This window comes from Pseudomonas sp. GL_091 (assembly GCF_057837725.1).
Genome location: NZ_CM174451.1, coordinates 599087 through 620434 on the forward strand (window position 1 = coordinate 599087; position 21348 = coordinate 620434).

At 60.6% G+C, this 21348-nt stretch carries 23 protein-coding genes; 13 read left to right on the forward strand and 10 right to left on the reverse strand.

The window, feature by feature from the left end:
• The first annotated feature begins 1 nt into the window (after position 1).
• The 6 genes from livM to AC3ITY_RS02690 all read left to right on the forward strand — a co-directional run bounded on the left by livM (position 2) and on the right by AC3ITY_RS02690 (position 5583).
• Positions 2-1285 carry a high-affinity branched-chain amino acid ABC transporter permease LivM gene (livM, locus tag AC3ITY_RS02665; protein WP_489307478.1) on the forward strand — a complete coding sequence of 428 codons (1284 nt, stop codon included), beginning with the start codon at positions 2-4 and terminating at the stop codon, positions 1283-1285.
• Entirely contained in the window at positions 1282-2157 is an 876-nt protein-coding gene (locus tag AC3ITY_RS02670; protein ID WP_489307479.1) for an ABC transporter ATP-binding protein, read from the forward strand. Before livM ends, AC3ITY_RS02670 begins: the two co-directional genes overlap by 4 nt.
• Positions 2154-2870: an ABC transporter ATP-binding protein gene (locus AC3ITY_RS02675; RefSeq protein WP_008016858.1), complete on the forward strand. Its 717-nt coding sequence runs from the start codon at positions 2154-2156 to the stop codon at positions 2868-2870. Before AC3ITY_RS02670 ends, AC3ITY_RS02675 begins: the two co-directional genes overlap by 4 nt.
• A gap of 318 nt (positions 2871-3188) precedes the next feature.
• The gene (locus tag AC3ITY_RS02680) at positions 3189-3437 is read left to right on the forward strand and encodes a hypothetical protein (RefSeq protein ID WP_489307481.1); all 249 of its coding nucleotides are present in this window, start codon (positions 3189-3191) and stop codon (positions 3435-3437) included.
• 297 nt (positions 3438-3734) lie between these two features.
• Positions 3735-4505 (forward strand): SDR family oxidoreductase, encoded by a 771-nt coding sequence (locus AC3ITY_RS02685; protein WP_489307482.1) that lies wholly within the window; start codon positions 3735-3737, stop codon positions 4503-4505.
• 172 nt (positions 4506-4677) lie between these two features.
• Positions 4678-5583 (forward strand): cation diffusion facilitator family transporter, encoded by a 906-nt coding sequence (locus tag AC3ITY_RS02690; protein WP_489307484.1) that lies wholly within the window; start codon positions 4678-4680, stop codon positions 5581-5583.
• Positions 5584-5606: 23 nt separating this feature from the next.
• Here the strand turns inward: AC3ITY_RS02690 and AC3ITY_RS02695 are convergent, their stop codons facing one another.
• The 7 genes from AC3ITY_RS02695 to AC3ITY_RS02725 form a co-directional block, all read right to left on the reverse strand.
• Positions 5607-6740, reverse strand: a complete 1134-nt coding sequence (locus tag AC3ITY_RS02695; protein WP_489307485.1) for an AGE family epimerase/isomerase — start codon at positions 6738-6740, stop codon at positions 5607-5609.
• Between the two features lie 99 nt (positions 6741-6839).
• Positions 6840-7412 (reverse strand): HupE/UreJ family protein, encoded by a 573-nt coding sequence (locus AC3ITY_RS02700; RefSeq protein ID WP_489307486.1) that lies wholly within the window; start codon positions 7410-7412, stop codon positions 6840-6842.
• A gap of 29 nt (positions 7413-7441) precedes the next feature.
• Positions 7442-8056, reverse strand: coding sequence for an urease accessory protein UreG (gene ureG / locus AC3ITY_RS02705; protein WP_349747183.1), 615 nt, complete (start codon positions 8054-8056; stop codon positions 7442-7444).
• 23 nt (positions 8057-8079) lie between these two features.
• Complete coding sequence (locus AC3ITY_RS02710; RefSeq protein WP_489307489.1) at positions 8080-8754, reverse strand: urease accessory protein UreF; 675 nt, start codon at positions 8752-8754, stop codon at positions 8080-8082.
• Positions 8751-9251: an urease accessory protein UreE gene (gene ureE / locus AC3ITY_RS02715; protein WP_489307490.1), complete on the reverse strand. Its 501-nt coding sequence runs from the start codon at positions 9249-9251 to the stop codon at positions 8751-8753. The genes AC3ITY_RS02710 and ureE overlap by 4 nt, the downstream gene beginning before the upstream one ends.
• Positions 9252-9484: 233 nt before the next feature.
• Positions 9485-10117 (reverse strand): TetR family transcriptional regulator, encoded by a 633-nt coding sequence (locus tag AC3ITY_RS02720; protein ID WP_489307492.1) that lies wholly within the window; start codon positions 10115-10117, stop codon positions 9485-9487.
• Between the two features lie 172 nt (positions 10118-10289).
• Positions 10290-10760, reverse strand: a complete 471-nt coding sequence (locus tag AC3ITY_RS02725; protein WP_489307493.1) for a hypothetical protein — start codon at positions 10758-10760, stop codon at positions 10290-10292.
• 387 nt (positions 10761-11147) lie between these two features.
• Between AC3ITY_RS02725 and AC3ITY_RS02730 the strand changes: the two genes are divergently transcribed.
• A complete protein-coding gene (locus AC3ITY_RS02730; protein ID WP_489307494.1) occupies positions 11148-13223 on the forward strand; it encodes an AsmA family protein in 2076 nt (691 codons plus the stop codon).
• 137 nt (positions 13224-13360) lie between these two features.
• On the opposite strand, the gene AC3ITY_RS02735 is transcribed toward AC3ITY_RS02730, so the two are convergent.
• On the reverse strand, positions 13361-14275 hold the full coding sequence (locus AC3ITY_RS02735; protein WP_489307495.1) for a LysR substrate-binding domain-containing protein: 915 nt from the start codon (positions 14273-14275) through the stop codon (positions 13361-13363).
• Positions 14276-14384: 109 nt separating this feature from the next.
• On the opposite strand from AC3ITY_RS02735, the gene AC3ITY_RS02740 reads away from it, so the two are divergent.
• From AC3ITY_RS02740 to AC3ITY_RS02750, 3 genes are all read left to right on the forward strand, one after another.
• Entirely contained in the window at positions 14385-15023 is a 639-nt protein-coding gene (locus AC3ITY_RS02740; protein ID WP_489307496.1) for an FMN-dependent NADH-azoreductase, read from the forward strand.
• Positions 15024-15329, forward strand: a complete 306-nt coding sequence (locus AC3ITY_RS02745; RefSeq protein WP_223461612.1) for a DMT family transporter — start codon at positions 15024-15026, stop codon at positions 15327-15329. It begins immediately after the preceding gene.
• 107 nt (positions 15330-15436) lie between these two features.
• Entirely contained in the window at positions 15437-16327 is an 891-nt protein-coding gene (locus AC3ITY_RS02750; RefSeq protein WP_489307497.1) for an alpha/beta fold hydrolase, read from the forward strand.
• Positions 16328-16472: 145 nt separating this feature from the next.
• Here AC3ITY_RS02750 and AC3ITY_RS02755 read toward each other — a convergent pair whose 3' ends face one another.
• The gene (locus tag AC3ITY_RS02755) at positions 16473-17348 is read right to left on the reverse strand and encodes a DMT family transporter (protein WP_489307498.1); all 876 of its coding nucleotides are present in this window, start codon (positions 17346-17348) and stop codon (positions 16473-16475) included.
• A gap of 97 nt (positions 17349-17445) precedes the next feature.
• On the opposite strand from AC3ITY_RS02755, the gene AC3ITY_RS02760 reads away from it, so the two are divergent.
• The 3 genes from AC3ITY_RS02760 to AC3ITY_RS02770 all read left to right on the forward strand — a co-directional run bounded on the left by AC3ITY_RS02760 (position 17446) and on the right by AC3ITY_RS02770 (position 19808).
• Entirely contained in the window at positions 17446-18240 is a 795-nt protein-coding gene (locus tag AC3ITY_RS02760; RefSeq protein ID WP_489307500.1) for an AraC family transcriptional regulator, read from the forward strand.
• 64 nt (positions 18241-18304) lie between these two features.
• Positions 18305-18616 carry a PsiF family protein gene (locus AC3ITY_RS02765; protein ID WP_489307501.1) on the forward strand — a complete coding sequence of 104 codons (312 nt, stop codon included), beginning with the start codon at positions 18305-18307 and terminating at the stop codon, positions 18614-18616.
• A 178-nt stretch (positions 18617-18794) separates the two neighbouring features.
• Entirely contained in the window at positions 18795-19808 is a 1014-nt protein-coding gene (locus AC3ITY_RS02770) for an AI-2E family transporter (protein WP_489307503.1), read from the forward strand.
• Positions 19809-19951: 143 nt separating this feature from the next.
• Here the strand turns inward: AC3ITY_RS02770 and AC3ITY_RS02775 are convergent, their stop codons facing one another.
• Entirely contained in the window at positions 19952-21226 is a 1275-nt protein-coding gene (locus AC3ITY_RS02775; RefSeq protein ID WP_489307504.1) for an Hsp70 family protein, read from the reverse strand.
• Positions 21227-21348: the final 122 nt, after the last annotated feature.

Below are 21348 nucleotides of genomic sequence, written 5' to 3' on the forward strand. Positions count from 1 at the left end.
GATGTCTTCAACCACTAAAAAAACCATTGATCTCAAAAGAAGTCTGGTTGACGCGATTCTTGCCGGCCTCGTGGCCCTGATTGTGTTCGGCCCGATTGTCGGCATCGTCCTCGATGGCTATGGCTTCAACTTGCAGCCCACTCGCGTGGCGTGGATTGTCGCTATTGTCATGGCCGGTCGTTTTGCCTTGAGCCTCTTCCTGCAAACCCCAAAGGGCCTGAGAATTCTCGAGGGCTTTGAAACCACCGGCTCCGGGGTTCATGTACTGGCGCCTGATTACAAATCCCGGTTGCGCTGGATCATCCCGCTGATGATTGTCATCGCCGTGGTGTTCCCGTTTTTCTCCAACTCCTACCTGCTGGGCGTGGTCATCCTCGGGCTGATCTACGTATTGCTGGGGCTGGGTTTGAACATTGTGGTCGGCCTGGCCGGCCTGCTCGACCTGGGTTACGTGGCGTTCTACGCCATCGGCGCCTACGGCCTGGCACTCGGTTATCAGTACCTGGGGCTGGGTTTCTGGACGGTGTTGCCACTGGCGGCGATCACGGCCGGTCTGGCCGGTTGCATCCTCGGTTTCCCGGTGCTGCGCCTGCACGGTGACTACCTGGCGATCGTGACCCTGGGCTTCGGTGAAATCATTCGGTTGATCCTCAATAACTGGCTGTCCCTGACCGGCGGCCCGAATGGCATGGCAGCGCCGTTGCCAACCTTCTTCGGTATCGAGTTCGGAAAAAGGGCGAAAGAGGGCGGGGTGCCGTTCCATGAGTTCTTCGGCATCGCCTACAACCCTGACGTGAAGTACTACTTCATCTACGCCGTGTTGTTCCTGGTGGTCCTGGCCGTGCTGCACATCAAGCATCGCCTGACCCGCATGCCGGTCGGTCGCGCCTGGGAAGCCCTGCGGGAAGACGAAATCGCCTGCCGCTCCATGGGCCTGAATCACGTACTGGTCAAGCTCTCGGCATTCACCATCGGTGCCTCGACCGCCGGTCTGGCCGGGGTGTTCTTTGCCACCTACCAGGGCTTCGTCAACCCGACCTCGTTCACCTTCTTCGAATCGGCGCTGATCCTCGCCATCGTGGTACTGGGGGGCATGGGTTCGACCATAGGCGTCGTAATTGCAGCCTTCGTGCTGACCGTAGCCCCGGAGCTGCTGCGTGGTTTTGCCGAATACCGCGTGCTGCTGTTCGGCATCCTGATGGTGCTGATGATGATCTGGCGACCGCGCGGCCTGATTCGGATCAGCCGTACCGGTGTGACCCCGCGTAAAGGAGTAGCGCCATGAGCGAAGTCGTACTCAGTGTCGAAAAGCTGATGATGCACTTCGGCGGCATCAAGGCGTTGAACGATGTCAGCCTGAAAGTCCACCGCAACTCGATCTTCGCCCTGATTGGCCCCAACGGCGCCGGCAAGACCACGGTGTTCAACTGCCTGACCGGGTTCTACAAGGCCTCCGGCGGCAAGATCGAACTCAACATTCGTGGGCAACAGACCAACGTCATCAAATTGCTGGGCGAATCGTTCAAACCAACGGATTTCGTTTCGCCGAAAACCTTCGCCAGTCGGCTGTTCTACAAGGCATTCGGCGGCACCCACCTGGTGAACCGTGCCGGGCTGGCGCGGACCTTCCAGAACATTCGCCTGTTCAAGGAAATGTCGGTGCTGGAAAACCTGCTGGTGGCCCAGCACATGTGGGTCAACCGCAGCATGCTCGCCGGCATCCTCAACACCAAGGGCTACCGCAAGGCCGAAAGCGATGCGCTAGACCACGCGTTCTACTGGCTGGAAGTGGTGGATCTGGTGGACTGCGCCAACCGCCTGGCCGGTGAACTGTCCTACGGTCAGCAACGCCGCCTGGAGATCGCCCGCGCCATGTGCACCCGTCCGCAGATCATCTGCCTCGACGAACCGGCCGCCGGCCTCAACCCTCAGGAAACCGAAGCGCTGAGCGCGATGATCCGGCTGCTGCGCGACGAGCACGATCTGACCGTGGTGCTGATCGAACACGACATGGGCATGGTTATGAGTATCTCCGACCACATCGTGGTGCTGGACCACGGCATCGTCATCGCCGAGGGCGGACCCGATGCGATTCGTCACGATCCGAAAGTGATTGCGGCCTACCTGGGCGCCGATGAAGAGGAAGTGGTGCTATGAGCCAACCCATCCTCGAACTCAAGGAACTGGATGTGTTTTACGGGCCGATCCAGGCCCTGAAGAAAGTCTCGCTGCACATCAAGGAAGGGGAAACCGTCAGCCTGATCGGCTCCAACGGTGCCGGCAAGTCGACCCTGCTGATGTCGATCTTCGGTCAGCCGAGGGCGGCGGACGGGCAGATCCTCTATCAGGGCGTGGACATTACCCACAAGTCGTCCCACTACATCGCCTCCAACGGCATCGCGCAATCGCCGGAAGGGCGGCGGGTGTTCCCCGACATGACCGTCGAGGAAAACCTGCTGATGGGCACCATCCCCATTGGCGACAAGTACGCCAAGGAGGACATGCAGCGCATGTTCGAGCTGTTCCCACGGCTCGAAGAGCGGCGTACCCAGCGGGCGATGACCATGTCCGGTGGCGAGCAGCAAATGCTCGCCATCGCCCGTGCCCTGATGAGCCGTCCCAAGTTGTTGCTGCTCGATGAGCCAAGCCTGGGCCTGGCGCCGATCGTGGTGAAACAGATCTTCGCCACCCTGCGGGAACTGGCCAAGACCGGCATGACCATCTTCCTGGTGGAACAGAACGCCAACCACGCCCTGCGGTTGTCGGACCGGGCGTACGTGATGGTCAACGGTGAAATCCGCATGACCGGCACCGGCAAAGAGCTGTTGGTTAACGAGGATGTGCGTAACGCCTATCTCGGCGGGCACTGAGTCTGCTTTGTTATGCACAAGCCCCGGCGCGCAATCGCCGGGGCTTTTTTGTCTCTCAAATCCACCAATCCCCCTGTAGGAGCGAGCTTGCTCGCGAAGGACTCAAGGGCAGCGCGTTTTTCCAGTAAACACGCGTTTTCGTTAACGTCCATCGTCGGATCGCCGCCCGGAGCAAGCTCGCTCCTACAGAGTTTTGTGGCGGGCCCCGAGGAATTGTGGAAAACAATATTCCCAAGCTCGCAAAGCGCGACATAAAGCCGCTGCAAATAGTTGTTTTGTCACAGTTTTGACTTGTCCCCGTTTGCTGTGGAACCGGCTGTGAATAACGTGGGAGTAGCTGGCTGGAGGCCTTTTAAACCGTGGCTTGCAGAGGTGTGGTTGTTTTTTGATCAGGCGTTTTTGCGCAGCTTGCAGGCCGCTTTGTCAACCTTTTTGTTCGGGATGAAAATGCATGGAATCGGCGTGGGCAAGCCTGTGGATAAGTCTGTGATTAAACTCTGGAAAGACCCCGCTGAAGGCCGTGGTTACTGGCTTGGCGCCATCGTCGGTTTGACCCGTCAGTCATGAAAATGGCCAAGGGCTACACAGCAGGCGGTTGAGGGTCAAGCAAAAAAGTTTCAAAACCTCGCGCAAAGCCTTGTGGATAGCGGCTTGCAGCTTTTCCACTTGCCCCCAAAGACTGTGGACCGGCCTGTGGATAACGTGCGCGCACATGGCTGTAGGCCACGCTGGTCAAGGGCTTGCCGGGGTTGAGTGTTTTTTGAACAGTTTGAACGGTGGTTGCCGCTGTGAACAAGGCCGGGCATGCTGCCTGCTGATTTTCTATTCCAATGGCTGGCGATCAGCCGAAGCAAGGAGAACACGATGTCCAACACCCTGTTTATTACCGGCGCGACCTCCGGTTTTGGTGAAGCCTGTGCCCGTCGTTTTGCCGAGGCCGGCTGGAAACTGGTGCTGACTGGCCGTCGTGAAGAGCGCCTCAATGCGCTGTGCGCCGAGCTGTCGAAGCAAACCGAAGTCCATGGCCTGGTGCTCGATGTGCGTGATCGCAAGGCCATGGAGGAGGCGATTGCCAATCTGCCGCCATCCTTTGCCAAACTGCGCGGCCTGATCAACAACGCCGGGCTGGCCCTGGGTGTTGATCCGGCGCCCAAGTGCGACCTGGACGACTGGGACACCATGGTCGATACCAACGTCAAAGGCCTGATGTATAGCACCCGTCTGCTGTTGCCACGCCTGATTGCCCACGGTCGTGGTGCCGGCATCGTCAACCTGGGGTCCATCGCCGGCAACTACCCGTACCCGGGCAGCCATGTGTATGGCGCGACCAAGGCATTCGTCAAACAGTTCTCCGTGAACCTGCGCTGCGACCTGCAAGGCACGGGCGTACGGGTCAGCAACATCGAGCCGGGTCTGTGCGAGAGCGAGTTCTCGCTGGTGCGTTTTGCCGGTGACCAGGAGCGCTACAACGCCACTTACGCCGGCGCCGAGCCGATTCAGCCGCAGGACATCGCCGAAACAATCTTCTGGGTGCTCAATGCGCCGGCGCACATCAACATCAACAGCCTGGAGCTGATGCCGGTGAGCCAGACCTGGGCCGGGTTTTCGATTGATCGCAGTGGTGGCAAGGCTTAATACCGAGTCATCGTTCTTCGCGAGCAAGCCCGCTCCCACATTAGACCGCGATCCAATGTGGGAGCGGGCTTGCCCGCGAAGGGGCCGGAACTGGCAGTGCAAGACATCAGCTAGACTCCTCACCTGACAACTGCGCCACACCCGGCGGTCTAGAGGTTTTAGAGGAGATCAAGTGAGTAATCGAGGCGAGCAGTCGCTGCTCAAACAATCGACCTTCCTGATGCTCGCCGTGACATTCGCCGGGATCATCACCGGTTTTGTTTCGGGCGCCCAATCCATCCTGTTCGATGGCTTCTTTTCGTTAGTTGCGGCCTTCATCAAGGTCCTGATGCTGATCACCGCCCGGCTGATCGCAAAGGAAAGCAATCAGCGCTTCCAGTTCGGTTACTGGCACCTGGAACCCATGGTGCTGGTGATCGAAGGCAGCTTCCTGTTCCTGGTTGCCATTTATGCCTTTCTCAACGGTGTGTTTGGCATCATCAGTGGTGGCCGCGAGGTCGAGCTCGGTCTGGTGATCCTCTACGCGGCGGTGTTCACCGTCGTTGAGCTCATTTATTTCTTCTACGTCCGCCATCGCAATCGCACACTCAAGTCATCGCTGATCCAGTTCGACAACATCAGTTGGCTGGTGGACGCGATGCTGTCGGCGGGATTGCTGGTGAGTTTCTTGATCGCGCTGCTGCTCAAGACTCAGGGTTACGACAAGTGGGCGGTGTATGTCGACCCGATGATCCTGATTCTGCTGGCCCTGGGCATGCTCCCCCCGGCATTCAAAATCCTCGGACCGGCATTGCGCGATGTATTGGGGATCGTCCCGGATCAACTGGACGACAAGGTGCGTCAGGTGATGGAGGTGGCGAAGGTCGAGCATGGCTTCGACGACTACATTTCCTACGTGCAGAAACACGGCAGGGCCTGTTTTATCGAGATTCACATCGTATTGCCGAAGGATTACTGGCTGGACGGTGTGGGGCAACTGGACAGTTTGCGCGAGGAAATTTCCGCGAAGCTCGGTAAGCCGGATGCCGCGCGATGGCTGACCATCAGCTTTACCGGGGATCGCAAGTGGACTGAGTGATTGGATTGCCCCTCGCCACACAGTCAGCCGAGATATTCCGCCAGCCCGCGATAACAGGTCGCCAGGTGATAGGGCGTGGTCGACGGCATGTCGCGGCGGCTGACTTCACCGTGCTCGTCACGGCATTCAAACCAGCCTCCCGCGTGCAGCGAGCGCTGCTGCAATGCTTGCAATTGGCGCAGCACGACGGCCTCGCTGTCCGGACGCAGCGTCAATGCGCGCAGGTACTCGGCCTGGGCCCAGATACGCTGCGTGGCGTCCCGGACGCCGCCATCCGCTGCGAAGTCGAGCATCGCCCGTACGGCGCCAGTCTGCTGATCGACGCCCACTTGCTCGGTAAAGGCGAAGGCCCGCTCCAGATCGGCATGCAGTGTCGAATTGCGTAACAGCGCCGAGGATTCCAGCAGGAAATACCACTCGAACTGATGCCCCGGTTCAAACCAGTTATCCACAGACCCCAGCGGCTTTTCCATCAACACGCCGTGCTGCGGATCGATGAAGCGCGCGTGCATGGCTGTGCATAACTCGACGAGCGCCTGTTGCACGTCGAGGTCTTCGCGCACCGAGAGGGTGGCGAGGAATGCTTCGGCCAGGTGCATCAGCGGGTTTTGCAAAGGGCCACTGTCCAGCGATGCCCAGTCGCGGCCGAGCGTGGCTTCGTACAGACCGTCGTCCGTGGCGAAACGCTGCGCAATCACTTTCAGCGAGGCATTGAGTACCGACTCCACCAGTGGCTCGCGGACCTTGTCCCAGTAATGGGCGCAGGCGAACAGGATGAAGGCGTGGGTGTAGAGGTCCTTACGCTGATCCAGCGGCGCACCTTGTGCATCGACGCTGTAGAACCAGCCACCATGCTCGGCATCGTGGAAGTGCCGCTGCAACGAGCGGAACAACGCGGCGGCACGCTCTTCGGCGCCCGGCACCTGACCGATCAGGCTGGCAAACAGATACAACTGCCGCGCACAGGCCATGGCCCGGTAGCGTTGCGGTGGCAGCGGTTGGTGTTCGGCATCCAGCGCCTCGTAGGGTAACGCCATGTCGGCGTTCCAGCCCGGACCTTGCCAGAGCGGCACGATGACGTTCAGGAAGTGCTGTTGCACCGAGGCGAACAGGGCGGTCAATTCAGGCTGGGAGGCGGAGCGGGAAACAGGCGGCATTGGCTGGCGTCGTCACGGCAGGGGCGATTGCGCGACATGTTAACAGGCCTGAGAGGGGTGGTGTCTGTCAGGCCGTCATCGCGAGCAGGCAACAAAAAATCAGCCCGCCAGCAACCACACCCCGGTCGCCGCCGAAGCCGCACCCGCCAATCGCACCAATGGCGCTGCCGCCTGCGGCAACACCCGCACCAGCGCATAACCCGCCGCGTGCAACACCGCCGTCGCTGCGACAAAGCCTGCGGCATAGGTCCAGGGGCTCGACATGTCCGGCAACTCAAGACCATGCGCAACGCCATGGAGCAGCGCAAACAACGCAGTCGCACCAACCGCCATGCTCAGCGGTGGGCGCACCGCCAACGCCACTGCCAGGCCCAATGCGAGTACCGACGCAGCAATCCCGCTCTCCAGTGCCGGCAGGTTCAATCCTTCAAAACCCAACAGCCCGCCAATCAACATGGTGCCGACAAAGGCGCACGGCAACGCCCAACGCGCAGCGCCTTGCTGCTGTGCCGCCCACAAACCGACCGCCAGCATCGCCAGCAAGTGATCGAGACCGCCAAGCGGATGGCTGATGCCGGCGATCAAGCCGTTGTCGCCGTGCCCCGGGTGGGCGAAGGCCAGGGCCGGGGTCAGCAGCAGGGCCAGGGCGCCGAGAATGCGTTTGAGTGTCATGGATAAGCTTCCTTGTTGATAAGTCGTGATCAGGCCGCGGTCAGCAAGCCCTGGCGCTCGATGAAGGCGATGATCGCTTCCAGACCCTGGCCGGTTTTCTGATTGCTGAACACGAACGGCTTGCCGTTGCGCATGCGCTGGGTGTCGCTGTTCATCATCTCCAGCGAGGCTCCGACCAGCGGCGCGAGGTCGATCTTGTTGATCACCAGCAGGTCGGATTTGCAGATCCCCGGCCCGCCCTTGCGCGGCAGCTTGTCGCCGGCCGAGACGTCGATCACGTAGATCGTCAGGTCCGACAGTTCCGGGCTGAAGGTCGCGGAGAGGTTGTCGCCCCCGGACTCCACGAGAATCAGGTCCAGCCCCGGAAAACGGCGATTGAGTTGATCCACGGCTTCGAGGTTGATCGAGGCGTCTTCGCGGATGGCCGTGTGCGGGCAGCCACCGGTTTCCACGCCGATGATGCGTTCCGGCGCCAGGGCTTCATTGCGCACCAGAAAATCGGCGTCTTCGCGGGTGTAGATGTCGTTGGTCACGACGGCCAGGTTGTAGCGCTCGCGCAGGGCCAGGCACAGGGCCAGGGTCAAGGCGGTTTTGCCGGAGCCGACCGGGCCGCCGATGCCGACACGCAGGGGTTGTGTGTTCATGTGATTCTCCAAAATAACAGGCCCTAGGAACGGAACAGACGGCTGTACTGGCGCTCGTGGGCCATACACGCCAGGGACAGGCCGAAAGCGGCGCTGCCGTAGTGATCGGGATCGATTCGGGTGGCGTTCTGTTGAGCTTGTTGGAGCAGCGGCAACAGTTCGCTGGTCAGGCGCTGGGCGGCTTGCTGACCGAGTGGCAGGGTCTTCATCAGCACCGCCAACTGGTTTTCCAGCCAGCTCCAGAGCCACGCGGCCAGGGCGTCCTGGGGGCTGATCTGCCAGGCGCGCGCGGCCAAGGCCCAACCCAGGGCCAGATGTGGCTCGCTGCGTTGTTCGAGGAAGGCGCGGGCCGGCGCGTCGAGTTCCGGCAAGCCATTGAGCAATTGCTGCAACGAGTAGCCCATCTGCCGGCTCTCCTGATGCAACTCGCGGGTTTCGCGGCTGGCGCGATGCTCTTCGCAGCTTTGCAGCAATTCGTCCCAGTTTTCATTGCTGGCGGCCACGCAATGGGCGAGCAACAACGGCGCTTCGAAGCGAGCCAGATTCAAAAGCAACTGATCGCTGATCCAGCGCCGGGCGCTGTCGGGATCGTGAACCCGGCCGTTATCCACAGCCATTTCCAGCCCTTGGGAGTAGCTGTAGCCGCCAATCGGCAGTTGCGGGCTGGCCAGACGCAACAGCGCCCAGGCCGGGTTCATGGGCGTACGCCGAACTGGTGCAGTTTCGGCGCGTAGTTGAAGTCTTCATCACCGTGGCGCGAGTGGTGATGGCCACCGCCGTAGGCGCCATGTTCCGGCTGGAATGGCGCCTCGATATTCACGGCAACGGCACCGAGTTGTTCGAGCATGGCCTTGAGCACGTAATCGTCGAGCAGGCGCAACCAGCCGTCGCCGACTTGCAGGGCGACATGGCGGTTGCCCAGGTGATAGGCCGCGCGGGTCAGTTCGAAAGCATTGGCGCAGGTGACGTGCAGCAATTGTTCGGGGCGTGCGCAGACCCGCACGATTCGCCCGTCTTCGGCTTGCAGGCATTCGCCATCATGCAATGGCGGCTGGCCGCGCTCCAAAAACAACCCGACGTCTTCGCCTTCGGCACTGAAACAGCGCAATCGGCTTTTGCTGCGGGCTTCGAACGTCAGGTGCAGTTCGGCGACCCAAACGGGTTGAGGGTCGATTCTGCGATGAATCACCAGCATCGGAAGGCTTCCAGCAATGGACAATGCTCAGGCTAGAGCAAGGGGCTTGCCAATCGAGGTGATGCGTAGGAAATGACTGACGGAGGCGTGGGACGGGTGTCGATGGAGTGAGTTTTTTGGTTGAAGTTGGTGCGTTATTTTTGATTTTTGCACCAAGTTGAAGCGGCACGGTTCAGTGTGGGAGCGAGCAGGCTCGCTCCCACAGGGTTTGGGGGCAGTCTGAAACGAGGGCATTACTCGGTGCTGCCAAGCCCTTGCCAATGCTTGAGGCCGATAAAGATAAACCGCAGTTGCTGGGTGATTTTCGCCTGGGGCGTCAGGTGCTCAGGCAAGGTGTCGGCTGGCGGATCAATGATGTCCGGCAGGGTGGCGAACACGCTTTTGACGATCAGGTCCGCCATGACGCTCAGGTCGGCGATGTCCAGATGCTGCAGTTTCGGCATCAGTGACAAATCCGCCGCCAGGTCCGAGCTGATGTCTTCACGCAAACGGCCGATGGCCTGGCGCACCGGCAGCGAACCGCCGTATTGCTCGCGGGCGAGAAACAGGAATTGTGAACGGTTGGCGCTGACCACATCGAGAAAAATGCGCACCGAGGCATCAATGATGCCGCCCATCACGAATTCGTTGTGCCGTACCAGGCGAATGGTTTCGCGGAATGTCTGGCCGACTTCGCTGACCAGCACCAGGCCCAATTCATCCATGTCGGCAAAATGGCGGTAGAAACCGGTCGGTACGATCCCGGCGGTTTTCGCGACTTCGCGCAGGCTCAGGCTGCCGAATCCTCGGCCGCCATCCATCAGGCGTCGGGCAGCATCCATCAGGGCGTTGCGGGTTTGTTGTTTCTGTTCGGCGCGGGGCAGCATCGCAAGGGCGTTTTCTGGACAGGGACGCGGCGCACTCTAGCAAATCGGCTTTGCCGGCGTCGAACGACTGTGGGGGGATCAAGCGGGGAAGTGCGGCATCTATCAAGCGGATCGCTGAAAAGTCAAAAGCCCAATCCGGGGATTGGGCTTTTTTTCACGGCAGCCATGGGGCTTAGCTCACGGCGCTGTTGCGTTCGATTACACGGTCACCACCGCCTTCAGCAAGGGTTTGACCTTGTGGAGTGCGATCCGAACCGTCGGCAGCGAGGGTTTGGCCTTGTGGAGTACGGTCGGAACCATCAGCAGCCAGGGTTTGACCTTGTGGAGTACGGTCGGAGCCATCAGCAGCCAGGGTTTGGCCTTGTGGAGTACGGTCGGAGCCATCAGCAGCCAGGGTTTGGCCTTGTGGAGTACGATCCGAACCATCTGCGGCGAGGGTCTGGCCTTGTGGGGTGCGGTCCGAGCCATCCTGAGTGATCAGGCCTTTTTCTTTCAGGCGATCATTACCACCTTCGGCGACGGTCTGGCTGAACACCGAGTGGTTTTGTTTCACTTGTGGAGTAGCCTGGTCAGCCGCTGGCAGGGCAAAAGCAGTGCTGGCCAGCATCGAGAGTGTAAGGCTGAGCAGTAGTTGGCGTTTCATGATTATTTTGCTCCTTGGGGGTGCGAATAAGTGGGTACGAGAGCAATGCTACTCTCGATAAGTCGATATGAAAGTTCATAAACGCAATGGTAATAATCAACAGAATTGATTGTTTGCTGTGGAGGCTCTAGGCCGGGCGTTTCCGGCGAGCATTCTTGCACCGAAGTGGGTATTTTCGACCCACCTTTGACGTGCAAAAGTGCAGGTCCGGTAACGCCGCTCGACTGGCTGGTCAGTATTGGACTGGACGGATTCGGCGAAATCGGTCTATCGATTAAACCTGCCGGTTTTTTATCAGTCGTAGATTTCATGGCGGGTCGCTTGCGGCTCACCGTTTCACATGTGCGTCGCAGTCGGGGCGCTCAGTCGTATCAGGAGCCCTGTGCAATGACGCGCACTCAAAAAACGTTTGTCTGGACCCTTTCCACTTTTCTTACCTTGTTGATGGTGCTGGTGCTGATCATCGTGTTCTTCGACTGGAACCGGATCAAACCGCCGCTCAACGCCAAAGTTTCCGAAGAGCTGCACCGCGCTTTCGCCATCAACGGCAATCTGTCGGTGGTCTGGCAGCCCGAGCCCGATGAAAGCGGCTGGCGCGCCTGGCTGCCGTGGCCCCACGTGGTGGCCGAAGACTTGAGCCTGGGCAATCCCGACTGGTCGAAACAACCGCAGATGGTCACCCTCAAGCGGGTGGAACTGCGTATTTCACCCCTGGCATTGCTGGCGCAGCGGGTGGTGATCCCGCGTATCGATCTCACCGAGCCGAATGCCCAACTGCAACGCCTGGCTGACGGGCGCGCCAACTGGACCTTCAAATTCGACCCAAAGGACCCGAACGCCGAGCCTTCGAGCTGGGTGGTGGATATCGGTGCGATCGGCTTCGACAAGGGGCACGTCACCCTCGACGACCAGAACCTGAAGACTCAACTCGACGTGCTGATCGATCCTTTGGGCAAACCGGTTCCGTTCAGCGATATCGTCGGCGACAAAGCGGCGAAAGCCGCGCAGGAAAAGGGCTCTTCCCCCCAGGATTATGCGTTCGCCCTCAAGGTCAACGGCGAGTACCACGGCCAGAAGCTCGCAGGCCAGGGCAAGATTGGCGGGCTGTTGGCGCTGCAGGACGCGGCACGGCCGTTTCCGCTTCAGGCACAAGTGAAGATCGCCGATTCCAGCGTCGAACTGGCCGGCACCCTGACCGATCCTCTGAATCTCGGCGCCCTGGACCTGCGCCTGAAATTGGCCGGCACCAGCCTGGGCAATCTCTACCCGCTGACCGGCGTGATCCTGCCGGACACACCACCCTATGCCACCGACGGCCACCTGGTCGCCAAGTTGCACGAGGCGGGTGGCGCGGTGTTCCGCTATGAAGAATTCAACGGCAAGATCGGCGAAAGCGACATCCATGGCAATCTGACTTATGTGGCCAGCCAGCCACGGCCAAAACTCAGCGGCTCGCTGTTGTCCAATCAATTGCTGTTCGCTGACCTGGCACCGCTGATTGGTGCCGACTCCAATGCCGAACAGAAGGCCCGTGGCGGTGACAGCAAACAACCGGCGGACAAAGTGCTGCCGGTCGAAGAGTTCAAGACCGATCGCTGGCGCGATATGGACGCCGATGTCGAGTTCACCGGCAAGCGCATCGTGCACAGCGAAAAACTGCCATTCAACGACCTCTATACCCATCTGGTGCTCACCGATGGCGTGCTCAGCCTCGAGCCGCTGCGCTTTGGTGTGGCCGGCGGCAAGCTGGATGCGCAGATTCGCCTGAACGGCCACGCCGATCCACTGGAAGGCCAGGCCAGACTCACGGCGCGAGGCTTCAAGCTCAAGCAGTTGTTCCCCGGTTTTGAACCGATGAAAACCAGTTTCGGCGAACTCAATGGCGACGCTGATCTCAGCGGGCGCGGCAATTCGGTGGCCAAACTGCTGGGCAGCGCCAATGGCAATCTGAAAATGCTGATCAACGATGGCGCCATCAGTCGCGAATTGATGGAACTGGCAGGCCTGAACGTCGGCAACTACGTGGTTGGCAAGATCTTTGGCGACAAGGAAGTGAAGATCAACTGCGCCGCCGCCGACTTCGGCATCCAGTCCGGCCTGGCGAGTACCCGCTTGTTTGTGTTCGACACCGAGAACGCCATTGTTTACATCGATGGCACGGCGAACATGGCGACCGAACAACTGGACCTGATCATCACCCCGGAATCCAAGGGCTGGCGCCTGATTTCATTACGCTCGCCGCTGTATGTGCGCGGCAAGTTCATCAAGCCCGATGCCGGGGTCAAGGCCGTGCCGTTGATGTTGCGCGGGGCCGGGATGGTGGCGCTGGGCGTGATCGCCGCACCGGCGGCCGGGTTGCTGGCGCTGGTGGCGCCAAGCGGCGGCGAGACGAACCAGTGCGCGCCGTTGCTGGAGCAGATGAAAGCGGGCAAGGCGCCTGTCACCGTCAAGCCAGCCAAATAATCGGGCGTCTATAAGGGCCCCATCGTCGGAGCGCCGCCCGGAGCAGGCTCGCTCCCACAGGGGATCTGTGCATGCAGGACTAGTGTGGGAGCGAGCCTGCTCGCGATGGCGGTTTTGCAGGCACTGCATTTGGTTGCTTATGCCAAAGTATGCCCGGACAACAATGCCTCTTCACGCAGCCATGCAAAAAACGCCCGAACCGGTGGATGACGTTCGCGTCCCGGCACGCACAGTGCGCTGTAGCCGGCGCCATCGACCTGGATTTCCCCCCGATACGGCAACAACAGACCACTGGCCACGCTTTCCGACACCAGAATATTGCTTGCCAACACCAGACCTTGCCCGGCAATCGCCGCTTGCAGGGCGTAATGCTCTTCGTCGTATTCGCGCACGGCGGGCCGGCCACTCAGCCAGGTTTCGCCGGAGCGAGCACACCAAGCCTCCCAGCCGTGGGCATAGAGTTTGGAGTTGTGCCAACGCACGCTGATCAGTGTGGGGGTGCGACTCGATGCCAGGGCCACTTGTTCGGGCGAACCGTAGACGCCGAAGGATTCGTCGAACAGGCACTGGCCGTACAGGTTGGGGTAATCATCGAGGCTGTAGCGCAGCACCAGATCGACACTGGCGTCCTGATGCAGATCGATGACTTCGCAGTGGGTATCGAGGCGCACGTTGATGTTCGGGTGCCGAGCGTAGAAACGTCCCAGGCGCGGTACCAGCCACAGCGCGGCGAAGGCAGCGGTGGTGGAGACCGTCAGGTTGGCTCCGCTGCGTTGCGGGCGCAGTGTATCGACACTTTGCGCCACTTCGAGGAAAGCCCCGTGCAGGCTCTGGAACAGCCGTTGGCCGCATTCGGTCAGGCGCACCTGGCGTGGCAGGCGCTCGAACAATGGCACGCCAAGCCAACTCTCCAGGGAGCGGATCTGATGGGACACCGCCGTCGGGGTGACGGACAGTTCTTCGGCGGCAGCCTTGAAGCTCAACAGGCGTGAGGCGGATTCAAAGGCGCGCAGGGCGGTCAACGGCAACGAGGCAAACATTGAATACTCCATGGATGAAATGGATTCATCCAGACTGATTTCTGCTCATTTGAATGAGAGCAGTTGTGAGCTTCAAGCTGCAAGCCACAAGCCTTTTGATTTTAGCCCTGAGGAGAGACAGATGAGTAGAATTCTTGCTGTTCACGCCAGCCCCCGTGGTGACCGTTCGCACTCCCGTCGTTTGGCCGAAGTGTTTCTGTCGGCCTGGCAGGCCCGTCATCCACACTCACAGTTGACCCGGCGCGAAGTCGGGCGAGCGCTGATACCGCCGGTCAACGAGGCATTCGTGGCCGCCGCGTTTTACCCCGTGCCCGCCGCTCGGCCGCTGGCGATGCAGGCCGATCTGGCGTTCAGCGACGAACTGGTCGGCGAACTGCTTGGCCATGATGTGTTGCTGATTTCCACGCCGATGCACAACTTCAGCCTACCCAGCGGCCTCAAGGCCTGGATCGATCAGATCGTGCGCGTCGGGGTGACCTTCGATCACACCCTGGACAATGGCGTGGCCCAGTACCAACCCTTGGTGCAGGGCAAAAAAGCCCTGATCATCACCAGCCGTGGCGGCTTCGGTTTTGGCCCGGGCGGCGAACTGGAAGCCATGAACCATGCCGACACGCTACTGCGCACGGTGCTCGGATTCATCGGCATCACGGATGTCACCGTGGTGGCTGCCGAGGGCGAAGAGTCCGCCGAGCGCAGCTTTGAGATCTCTGCCGCCGAGGCTGAGCAGCGCTTGTTGGCGCTGGCCGGGGAGTTCTAGATGGCCTGGCTGTTTCTGCTGGTCGCCGCCGGGTTCGAAGTCACCTTCGCCATGGGCATGAAGTACGCCGAGGGCTTCACCCGGCCCTGGCCTTCACTGATCACCGTGGTGGCCGCTGTGGGCGGGATCTACTTCCTGACCCTGGCCATGCGCGAGTTGCCGGTGAGCATCGCGTACCCGATCTGGACCGCCATCGGTTCGCTGGGCACGGTGTTTCTCGGTTTCGCGCTGCTGGGTGAAAGCCTGAGCGTGATCAAGCTGGTCTCGGTCGGCCTGATAGTGGCGGGCGTGGTCGGGTTGAAGTAGGGCGGATGACATAGACTTGTCGTCGAGTTGTCATCTTCGCTGGTGATGCTTGGCGGATGTCTTGCATAGCGCCTTGCGTCACCGCCCGACCACAAGGATGTCCGCCCATGTCGCAAGGTTCTGCCCCGCGCTACCCGCTGGTGTTGGTCCCGGGAATGCTCGGGTTCATCCGGTTGGTGCTTTATCCGTACTGGTACGGGATCGTCGAGGCGTTGCGCCGTGGCGGTGCGGTGGTGTTCGCCGTGCAGGTCTCGCCGCTTAATTCGAACGAAGTGCGCGGCGAGCAACTGCTGGCACGCATCGAAGAAATCCTGCGGGAGACCGGGGCCGCCAGGGTCAACCTGATCGGCCATAGCCAGGGTTCGCTGACCGCCCGTTATGCAGCGGCCAAACGCCCGGACCTGGTGGCATCGGTGACCTCGGTGGCGGGGCCGAATCACGGTTCGGAGCTCGCCGATTACCTGCACGAGCATTATCCCCATGACAGCCTCCGTGGTCGTCTGCTGTGTTTTTTGCTGCGGATGGTCGGCGCGCTGATGGGGTGGCTGGATACCGGTTATCGCGGGCCGAAATTGCCGGTGGATATCCATGCGTCCCATCACTCCCTCACCAGCGCTGGTGTGGCGCTGTTCAACCAGCGTTATCCACAGGGGCTGCCCGACACCTGGGGCGGTCACGGGCCGGAGGAGGTCAACGGTGTGCGCTATTACTCCTGGTCCGGCACCTTGCAACCGGGCATAACGGATCGAGGGCGTAATCTGCTGGACGGCACCAACCGCAGTTGCCGGCTGTTCGCTAAAACTTTCGTCCGCGAAGCCGGGTATTGCGACGGCATGGTCGGGCGCTACAGCTCGCATCTGGGCATGGTGATTGGCGATGAGTATCCGCTGGATCACTTCGATATCGTCAACCAGTCGCTGGGGCTGGTGGGCAAGGGCGCCGAGCCGATCCGCTTGTTTGTCGAGCATGCGGCGCGGCTGGCGGTGGCAGGCGTCTAGACCGCCCTGTGGCGAGGGAGCTTGCTCCCGTTCGACCGCGTAGCGGTCGCAAATCGATCATTGAGTCTTGGGTGAATGAATAGGGGCCGCTGCGCAGCCCAACGGGACGGTGCGGCGATCCGACAAGCTTCCTCGCCACAAAAAGCTAGGTGCGACCCAACACCGTCGTCCAACGTTCTGAAACAATCACCCCACCCAAGGTCAACACCCCACCCACCAGGTGATACAGCGCCAGTTGCTCATGCAGCACCACCGCCGCAATCAATGCGGTGATCAGCGGCAGCAAATTGAAAAACTGCGTGGTCCGACTCGGCCCCAAACGCACCACCGCCTGCATCCACGCCAGCGGCGCGACCATCGAAGCCAGCAGGCAGGCGTACAGCACCAGTGGAATGTTCTGCAGGGTCGGGCCGACTTTCGGTGAGGCGAGGAACAGCGGGAACAGCACCACCACGGCCACCAGCACCTGCAGGTACAGGAGCACCAGCGGCGGCAGTTTCAGCTGCCATTTTTTCAACAGGGTGCTGTAGACCGCGTAGGCCAGGGTGGCGATCAGCATCATCGCGTCACCCAGGTTGACCCCGTGTTCGAGCAATGCGCCAAGGCTGCCGGACGACACCACCACCAGGACACCGGCGAATGACAGCACTGCACCGGCCAAGGCCCCCATGGTCAGGCGCTGGCCGAGGCTGACGATCGCCATGGCGAGCGACATCAATGGCATCAGCGACAGGATGATGCCCATGTTGGTGGCCGAGGTCAGGCTCGCGGCGAAGTACGCCAGGCTTTGATAGACCGCCATGCCGAGAACACCGAGGACAAAGATCTTGCCCAGCTTCGGACGGATCTGCGGCCAATGGGCGAGCGCCGGTTTGAGCATGAAGGGCGTGAACAGCAATCCGGCCAGCAGCCAGCGGTAGAAACCGATCTCGGCGGGGAAGATCGCCCCGGCCGACATTTTGGTGATCACGGTATTGCCGGCCCAAATAAAAATGGCCAGCAGGGGATAAGCGTATTGCATCGGGAAAAACCAGAACGTTAATGAAGGGCAATTATCCGCTTGTCTGGATGCAAGCCTATACTTCGATCCAGACAACCGGCCCCTGATGACGGACAGCATGAGCAGCAAACATATCGACCTGCTGGATTTCAGCGAACTGCCGTCGGCGGTGTACTTCCGCTACGCCGATTTCGACGCCCATGAATATGCCGCGCCCCATCGACATCCCTGGGGGACGCTGGAATACGCCGCCCACGGCGTGTTGCACATGGACGTCGAGGGCAGCCGCTTCATGTCGCCGCCGCAATACGCGGTATGGGTGCCGCCGCAGATCGAGCACAGTTTCTACAGCCACCAACCGGTCAACTACCGCGCCGTGTGCCTGGCACCCAAGGTATGTGCCGATCTGCCGCCACGAGCCTGCACCCTGGCCATCAGCGACATCCTCAAAGCAATCCTCAAGGACTTCGCCGCGCGGGACGTGAAAATCCCCGAGCAGGCCGCCGACCAGCGTCTGGCCCAGGTATTGGTGGACCAGTTGCAACAGGCCCCGGTGCACGAGTGCTACCTGCCCTATGCCAGCAGCCCCGGGTTGCTCGGAATTCTCGAAGCATTGCAGGCCGAGCCTGGGGATAGCCGACCCCTGTCGGAATGGGCCGCACGCATCCATGTCAGCGAGCGCACCCTGGCGCGGCAGTTCGTGCGGGAACTGGGCATGAGTTTCGGTGAGTGGCGCCAGCGCCTGCGTTTTCTGGCGGCGATCGAAGCGTTGGATAGCCAGCGCAGCATTCAGGAAATCGCCTTCGACATGGGCTACAGCACCGGCTCGGCGTTTATCGCGATGTTCCAGCGCCAGGCCGGGTGTACGCCAGAACAGTATCGCCGCAGCCACCTGGAGAGCAGGAAGGTGTAACAGGGGTTGTCTACACTCCAGTACAAGGCCGCGCCCCTCGGTGTGGCGACCAGGAGAAAACTCCATGAAGATGATGCGTGTCCCTTTATTGATGATCGGTTTGCTGCTGTGCTCCCAGGGCTTTGCCGCCAACACGGCCCAGCAAGAGAAGATGACCACCTGCAATGCCGACGCTACGGCTAAAAGCCTCAAGGGCGACGAGCGCAAAGCATTCATGAGCACCTGCCTGAAGGCTACTCCGGCGGTAAACGATGCCGGTAAGGCCTTGACCCCACAGCAAGAGAAGATGAAGACCTGCAACGCCGACGCCGCCACCAAAGCTCTCAAGGGTGACGAGCGCAAGGCGTTCATGAGTGATTGCCTGAAGAAAAAATAATGTGCACTTGTAGGAGCTGGCTTGCCGGCGATGAAGATGACGCGGAGTATCAGGACACCGTGGTGAGCCCATCGCTGGCAAGCCAGCTCCTACAGGTCGCCCCACACAATCCCTAGTGCTCGCACCGGATCGCTGGCAGACTGCCAATCCTTTTTACGCCGTTCGTTTTTGAGGCTGTATGCCAACGTTTTCTCAGCGTCAAGTTTTGCTGGTCATTAGCTGGGTCATTATCTTTGGCGGTTTGTTGCTGGTGTTGCCGTTGCGTCTGTTACCCAGTCTGCTGGCCGGATTGCTGGTCTTCGAGCTGGTCAACATGCTCACCCCGCAACTGCAACGGCTGATCGAAGGCCGGCGCGCGCGCTGGCTCGCCGTGGCCTTGCTGGGGACGTTGATCGTCAGTGTGCTGACGCTGATCTTCGCCGGTGCCATCAGCTTCCTGCTGCACGAAGCAGAGAACCCCGGCGCTTCGCTCGATAAATTCATGGGCGTGGTCGACCGTGCGCGCGGACAACTGCCACCGTTCATCGACGCTTACCTGCCGGCCAGTGCCGCGGAGTTCCGTGTAGCGATTGGCGAGTGGGTGAGCAAGCACCTCAGTGATTTGCAACTGGTGGGCAAGGATGCGGCGCACATGTTCGTGACGCTGCTGATCGGCATGGTGCTCGGCGCGATCATCGCCTTGCAGCGCGTGCCGGATCTGACCAAGCGCAAACCGCTGGCGGCGGCGCTGTTCGATCGCCTGCACCTGTTGGTCCAGGCGTTTCGCAACATTGTGTTCGCCCAGATCAAGATTTCCCTGCTCAACACCTTCTTCACCGGGATTTTCCTGGCGGTGGTGCTGCCGCTGTTCGGCATCAAGCTGCCGTTGACCAAAACCCTGATCGTGCTGACGTTCCTGCTCGGCCTGTTGCCGGTGATCGGCAACCTGATGTCGAACACCCTGATCACCATCGTCGGTTTGTCGTTGTCGATCTGGGTCGCTGTGGCGGCGCTGGGTTACCTGATCTTTATCCACAAGCTCGAATACTTTCTCAACGCGCGCATCGTCGGCGGGCAGATCAGTGCCAAGTCGTGGGAGTTGCTGCTGGCGATGCTGGTGTTCGAGGCCGCGTTTGGCCTGCCTGGGGTGGTGGCGGGGCCGATTTACTACGCGTATCTGAAGAGTGAATTGAAGCAGGTGGGGATGGTTTGATCCGCTTCGGATCTAGCTGTTGATCTAATTGTGGCGAGGGAGCTTGCTCCCGCTGGGGCGCGTAGCGGCCCCCTTATCCCTAAAAAGCAGGGGACTGCTGCGCAGTCCTACGGGAGCAAGCTCCCTCGCCACAGAGATTGTGATCAGTCCATCGAGCCGTAGCGTTTTGCAGCCTCGATCGCCAGACCGCTACCGATACTGCCAAAAATATTCCCTTCCACATGCCGTGCATTCGGCAACATCGCCGAAACACTGTTGCGCAGCGCCGGAATTCCGCTCGAACCACCGGTGAAAAACACCGTATCGACCTGATCGACCCGCACATCGGCGTCCGCCAGCAATTGGGTGACGCTGTTGCGCACCCGCTCCAGCAGGCTGTCGATGGCCGACTCGAACAGTGCACGGCTCAGGTCCACGTTCAGGCCCGCTTCAATGCGGTCCAGCGGCACGTGGCGGCTCTCGGCGTGGGTCAGCTGGATCTTGGTTTCTTCCACTTCCATGGCCAACCAGTGCCCGGCGCGCTGTTCGATCAGCTTGAACAGGCGGTCGATGCCGCCGGTGTCTTCGATGTCGTAGCGCATGCTGCCCAGGGCCAGTTGCGACTTTTGCGAGTACACCGAGTTGATGGTGTGCCAGGTCGCCAGGTTCATGTGGTGACTGGTCGGCATGTAGGCGCCGCTCTTCATGCGGCTGCCGTAGCCGAACAGCGGCATCAGGCCTTGCAGGCTGAGCTGTTTGTCGAAGTCGGTTCCGCCGATGTGCACACCGCCAGTGGCGAGGATGTCCTCGTGGCGGTTATCCACACCCCGACGCTCCGGCGACAGGCGCACCAGCGAGAAGTCGGAGGTACCACCGCCGATGTCGACGATCAACACCAGCTCTTCTTTCTCGATGGTCGACTCGTAGTCGAACGCAGCGGCAATCGGCTCGTACTGGAACGAGACTTCCTTGAAGCCGATCTTGCGCGCCACGTCTACCAGGGTGTCTTCGGCTTCTTTGTCGGCCATCGGGTCATCATCGACAAAAAACACCGGACGACCCAGCACCACTTCTTCGAATTCCCGACCGGCGGCGGCTTCGGCACGGCTCTTGAGCTGGCCGATGAACAACCCGAGCAGGTCCTTGAACGGCATCGCCGTACCCAGGACGCTGGTGTCGTGCTTGATCAGCTTGGAACCCAGCAGGCTCTTGAGCGAGCGCATCAGGCGGCCTTCGTAGCCTTCCAGGTACTCGTGCAGCGCCAGCCGGCCGTACACCGGGCGGCGTTCTTCGATATTGAAGAAGACCACTGACGGCAGGGTGATCTTGTCGTCCTCCAGCGCGATCAGCGTTTCCACGCCGGGGCGCAGCCAGCCGACGGTGGAGTTGGACGTGCCAAAGTCGATACCCAAGGCACGGGCTGGAGATGCGTTGTTCATGTCTTTCAGGTTCCGGTTAAAAAACGGCCGCGCAGTGTATGCCAGTGCGCGCCAGATTCGAAGGCCGGTTATCTGCTAAATCTCGCCTGATGATCCTTGAAAGACGAACCATCACCCCCAAA